General features: G+C 64.8%; 4 protein-coding genes and 1 pseudogene. 1 reads left to right on the top strand and 4 read right to left on the bottom strand.

Features of this window, described 5'->3' with window-relative positions; genetic code table 11:
- Positions 1-36: 36 nt before the first annotated feature.
- The 3 genes from ACO6D5_RS03430 to ACO6D5_RS03420 all read right to left on the bottom strand — a co-directional run bounded on the left by ACO6D5_RS03430 (position 37) and on the right by ACO6D5_RS03420 (position 2,724).
- On the bottom strand, positions 37-408 hold the full coding sequence (locus ACO6D5_RS03430; protein ID WP_485824597.1) for a DUF1641 domain-containing protein: 372 nt from the start codon (positions 406-408) through the stop codon (positions 37-39).
- A 2-nt stretch (positions 409-410) separates the two neighbouring features.
- Positions 411-1,601, bottom strand: a complete 1,191-nt coding sequence (locus ACO6D5_RS03425; RefSeq protein WP_315529465.1) for an FAD-dependent oxidoreductase — start codon at positions 1,599-1,601, stop codon at positions 411-413.
- 196 nt (positions 1,602-1,797) lie between these two features.
- A complete protein-coding gene (locus ACO6D5_RS03420) occupies positions 1,798-2,724 on the bottom strand; it encodes an aromatic alcohol reductase (RefSeq protein ID WP_485824596.1) in 927 nt (308 codons plus the stop codon).
- A gap of 234 nt (positions 2,725-2,958) precedes the next feature.
- Here ACO6D5_RS03420 and ACO6D5_RS03415 point away from each other — a divergent pair, with 234 nt between their 5' ends.
- Positions 2,959-3,858 (top strand): LysR substrate-binding domain-containing protein, encoded by a 900-nt coding sequence (locus tag ACO6D5_RS03415; protein ID WP_485824595.1) that lies wholly within the window; start codon positions 2,959-2,961, stop codon positions 3,856-3,858.
- 144 nt (positions 3,859-4,002) lie between these two features.
- Here ACO6D5_RS03415 and ACO6D5_RS03410 read toward each other — a convergent pair.
- Positions 4,003-4,830 (bottom strand): annotated as a pseudogene (locus ACO6D5_RS03410) (S-layer protein); the annotation flags it as partial.

The raw sequence follows: 4,830 nt of genomic DNA, 5'->3' as shown, positions 1-4,830 counted from the left end.
CGATGCCGGGCTTTTTTTCGTCAGTCGTGCGCTGCGTCAGGGTTTGGCGTAATCGGCCCGCTGCGCACCGATCTGCCGCCCCACGCTCTGCAGCGAGCGCAGCACCAGCGCCACGCCGCGTCGCGTGTCCTCGTCACGCAGCAGCGCCAGCAAACCCATCAGGCTGGGCGGATGTGCCTCCGCCAACGTTTGCGCATGGGCGGCGCGCACGCTGTTGGAGGCCGTCCACGCAGCGCCCGCCGCCTGCTCGGACAGCAGTCCAAGCTTTTCCACCATCGGCTGGTCCAGCAGGTCCACCAGGTCGGACGTCAGCGAGATCAGGTCGACGATGTTGTCCAGCCGTTGGCTGTCGACGAGCGGGCGCAGCTTGCCGGCCAGCGCCTGCAGCGTTTCATCATGGCTATTCATGTTCATAGCATTCCCCTTGCGACCGCCCAATACAGCCCCCGGTTGAATCCATGCCGAAGCAGCCCGCCCAGTTTGGTGGGCGGGGTGGGCTGCACGTCATGGGTGTAGTCGTACCACAAGGGCATGCCTGCGTTCAGGCCCATCTGGGCAACGGCCTGCACACGGCCTTCGTAGGCGCTGCAAGGGTGGCCCAGGCGGATTTCGCCCGCGATGTTGTTGGCGATGACGGGCGCCTGGTTGTGGCACGAGCCGCCCGCTTTGCTGACCGGCAGGTCCACCGTATCGCCGATGACGTAGACATTCTGCAACCCGTAGACCTGCATCGTCTCGTGGTCTGTCGGCAGCCAGCCCTCGTTGTCCTCTGCCTGGGACACGCCCGACTCCAGCACGGCGTCGACAGCGCGTATCGGCGGCGTCGCCATCAGGATGTCGAACGGCTGCTCGCCGCCTTCCGCGGAATACGCGACGCGTGCCTCCGGGTCCACGCGCGCCAGCGTGAAGCCGCGCTGGAATTTGATGCCGCGCTGCTCGAAGATGGCCGGCAGCACCTCGCAAGTGGGCTGTTGCAGGAACAGGCAGTTGCGCAAGAGTTGCGACGTGGTGGGGTAGGTGTAGATGATTTCGACCTTGTCGCGCACGCCGCGACGGCGCAGATAGTCGTCCAGCATCAGGGTGGTTTCGATGGGCGCGATGCCGCATTGGTGGGGCACGTTCGGCGTCTTCGGAAAGGTGACGCTGACGAAGATCCGGCCTTTGTCGATCTTGGAGAGCCGGCTGGCCAACTGGCGAGCGGGCGCGTACTGGTAGAAATGGTCGCCGGCTTCTTTCAGGCCTTCTATGCGCTCGGGCGCGGGGAGGCAGCCCGTGGCGATGACCAGGTAGTCATAGCCGTAGCGCTTGCCTTGCTGCGTCAGCAATTCCTGGCTGTTGAATTCAAACCGCGTGACTTTATCGACGTGGAAATGGATCTCGGGGCGTAGCAGAGAGCGCTCCGGGCGCTTCAACTCTTCCTGGAAGAAGAGATTGAAGGCCACATACATGAAGGCGGGCTTGTAGTAATGATCGGGGGAGTCCGACAACAACGTGACGCTGACTTCGCCTCGCGACACCTCGGGGTATAGCTTGGAGACCAGCTGGTTGGCCAGCATGGTGCCGCCAACCCCACCGCCTACGACAACAATTCGCTTGCTCATAAAAATCCTCCAGTGAGAATAGTCAGGAACCAAGTGCAGTTGCGCGTCTATATGTACCAACGGCGGGTAAGAAGGTCAATTAAATAACTAATTCTTATATTTGGCGGTATCGCCAAGTGTGAGGCGGCCAGCCGATTACGCCCGGCGCGGCAATGCCAAAATCCGGCGCATGCCCGCATCCGCCTGGACTGCGCCATCAGGACGCCGGCAGATGGTCACGCAGCCACTGCTCCAACCCACACACTGCAATGCCGTGCCGGACGTTGAACGTTGCGTCCTTGTCCCAAGCCACACCGCGCCCCTCGGCGAATACGGCGCGGTACTTGCGCATGGCATCCTCGGGGTCGGCGGCGAGTTCACGCTTCAGTTCGGGGATGGTCCATTCATGGCGGTGGACCTTGACGCCGCGCACGCGGTCCAGCGCGTCGGCCACGTCCCGGTACGTGACCGTGTCGCCGGCGACGTACACGGCGCGGTTGGCGATGCGCGGGTCGGCGAACAGGATCCTTGCCGTCAAGGCGCCAATGTCGTCGGCGGTGGTGACCGTGACGGCGTTGTCCCAACTGCCTAGCGCGTTCACGGTGTTGGCCGCCAGGTCGACCACGCCGAAGGCGGGTTCGAACAGGAAGCTCGTGAACATGCCGGTCGAGACAATGATCCACTCGGTGCGCTGTTGCGCGCGCAGCAGGTCGCGGACGTCCAATTGTTCGTCGAACAGGTCTTGCGGGCTGCCCCGGCCGATGACGTCGTAATCCACGCCGAATTGCCACGGGACGAAGCGCTTGACGCCGGCATCCAGGGCGGCGCGCGCGATCTTGCGCTGTACGCCCGGCCCGCCGATGAATCCCGTGCACGAGATGACGGTATCGAAGCGGCTGAAGATGACGGCCAGTTCCGCGCTGGATTGCGTGGCGAGGTCGCCGGCGACGATATCGATGCCCAGCGCGCTCAGATCCGCCAGCTTCTGTTGCTTGGCCGCATCGGCGGAGGAGGAGCTGGACGGGCGCAACAGGACCGACACGGCAACGCCGGGAACGCGTTCGGGGTAGGGCGCCAGATGGCGCAGGACGGACATGCCAAGCTGGCCTGCGCCCAGGACGAGAATGGCGTTGTGGTTCAACATGGGAAACCCCGCTAGGAAATGGGTGTGAAAGAAGCGGGCCGGCTGCCGTGTCGATCGCGATGCGCAACCATGTGGCCCTGAAGTGATTGGCAGTGTAGGAGCGCGCCGGCCGCGCATTGTTCGGCGTCCTTGAATACACAACGCGCGGGTGCATGACGGATTGGGGCGGCCGCATTGTTAACATCGGAAGCTCGTCGCCGGATCCGGCGCACGCACTCTTTGCAGGCACCGCTGATGGACAAACTTCAAGCAATGGCTACGTTCGTGCGGGTCGTTCAGGCGCGCAGCTTCAGCAAGGCGGCGCAGTCCCTTGCGATGCCGCGTTCGTCCGTGACGACGACGATCAAGAATCTGGAGGACCACCTGGGCACGCCGCTGCTTCGGCGCACCACCCGCAGCCTTAGCCTGACTGACGCGGGCGCGCGCTATCTGGCGGCTTGCCAAGCCATCCTGACGGATATTGCCGAGGCAGAGCACGACGTTTCCGCCGCGGTCCAGGCACCGCGCGGACGAGTCCGGGTGGACATGCCAGGAACCATCGGCCGGGCGATCGTGGTGCCGCGGCTGCTTGAATTCGAGGCGCGCTACCCCGACATCGAAGTGGTGCTGGGCCTGAGCGATCGGCCGGTGGACCTGATTCATGAAGGCATCGATTGCGCCATCCGTAGCGGCACATTGGCGGACTCGACACTGGTGGCGCGCAAGCTGGGCCAATTGACGTGGTTGACCTGCGCGTCACCCAAATATCTGGCCCGTTTCGGCGAGCCGGAATCCGTGGAGGCGCTGCGTGCGCACCGGGTGATCAACTATTTGTCCAATGCCACCGGACGTTCGCTGGACTGGCGCTTTCGCGTGAACGGGGAGGCGGTGGCAATGGCGCTGCCCGGCCGCTATGCGGTCAACGAGACCGAGGCCTATCTGCACTGCGGCCTGGAGGGGCTGGGCCTTATCCAGCTATCCGAAGTGGCGGCGTCGGTCTATCTGCGCAGCGGACGCTTGCGGGAAGTGTTGCCTGACACCCGGTGCGCCCCGGTGCCGGTGTCCATCGTCTATCCGCAGGCCCGCGCCACGGCGGCGGTCAAGGCGTTCGTGGAATGGATCATCGAGATCGCACGGCCCGAATTGGGGCAATGAGCTGGCGACGGCGACGGCGGCGGCGCCCCGCGGGATGTGGATCCCCCTGTCACTCCGGAAGCGCCGTTCAATGTACCTCGTCGCCTCCGAGGATTGCCGCCCACGCGCGACCGCTATCGCGCGTGGGCGGCAGGGCACGCCTTTTTACTGCGCGACCGTCACGAACACCGGGTTCGAATAGAACCACAGGTCGTTGTAGTTGCGCGCATTGACGGCATTGAAGCGCGCCACGTTGTCGGCCAGGTCCACCTTGGCGTCGGGCAGCGGTTCGCCCGCGGCGGTCTCGCCGGCCACGTCCACGCCCAGGTTGGTGCCGCGCAAGCGCAGGTATTGGCTCTTGTCGGCGGTCACCGTGGTCTTGATGACGTTGTAGCCCTCGGCGTCCACCGTCCAGTCGGCGCGGGTGAAACGGGCCAGCACGCGGGTCGTCGGGTTGGTGTCGGCGTCATAGCCCGGCGTGCCGGCGGCGGCGCGCGTACCGACCTCGCCCATAATCAGGTCCACGTGGTTGACGGTGGGTTTGACGTAGGTGGGGTTGCCGCTTTCGATCGGGTATTCGTAGTGGTTGCTGTCCGGGCTGCGAAAGCGGATGGTGACTTCCACGCGCTCGCCCTTGGCCGCCTTCAGCTCGCCGCCCATGTGCACGGCGCCGCCTGCGCCCTTGGCCTGGAAGTCCAGCGCATCGATCAGGTCGCCGAACACGCCGAACATGCGGCCGCTCTTCAAGCCCGCAACCACCGAGGCCATGTCCTTGCCGTCTTTCCACACATGCGTCTTGGCGTATTCGCCCGGCGCATAGCCCGAACTGTAGAGGCCCGAAGCCGTGCGGAAATGGAAGTCGGAATCCGCCACGGTCCAGATGCGGCGGCCTTCGCCCAGCAACGCGTCCCAGGTGCCGCCCAGGCGCGCCACCAGATAGTCCACGCCGCCATAGGTGCGGTTGGGCAGGAAGGCGTTGGTGTAGGCCGTGGC

Source organism: Achromobacter sp., assembly GCF_057314935.1.
The sequence above is the reverse complement of the archived record's forward strand: the minus strand, read 5'-3'. Positions and strand labels throughout refer to the sequence as shown.

Excerpts from the sequence above, each read along its gene's own strand:
- ACO6D5_RS03430 (WP_485824597.1), bottom strand. The coding sequence starts at position 408 with ATGAATAGCCATGATGAAACGCTGCAGGCGCTGGCCGGCAAGCTGCGC.
- ACO6D5_RS03425 (WP_315529465.1), bottom strand. The coding sequence starts at position 1,601 with ATGAGCAAGCGAATTGTTGTCGTAGGCGGTGGGGTTGGCGGCACCATG.
- ACO6D5_RS03420 (WP_485824596.1), bottom strand. The coding sequence starts at position 2,724 with ATGTTGAACCACAACGCCATTCTCGTCCTGGGCGCAGGCCAGCTTGGC.
- ACO6D5_RS03415 (WP_485824595.1), top strand. The coding sequence starts at position 2,959 with ATGGACAAACTTCAAGCAATGGCTACGTTCGTGCGGGTCGTTCAGGCG.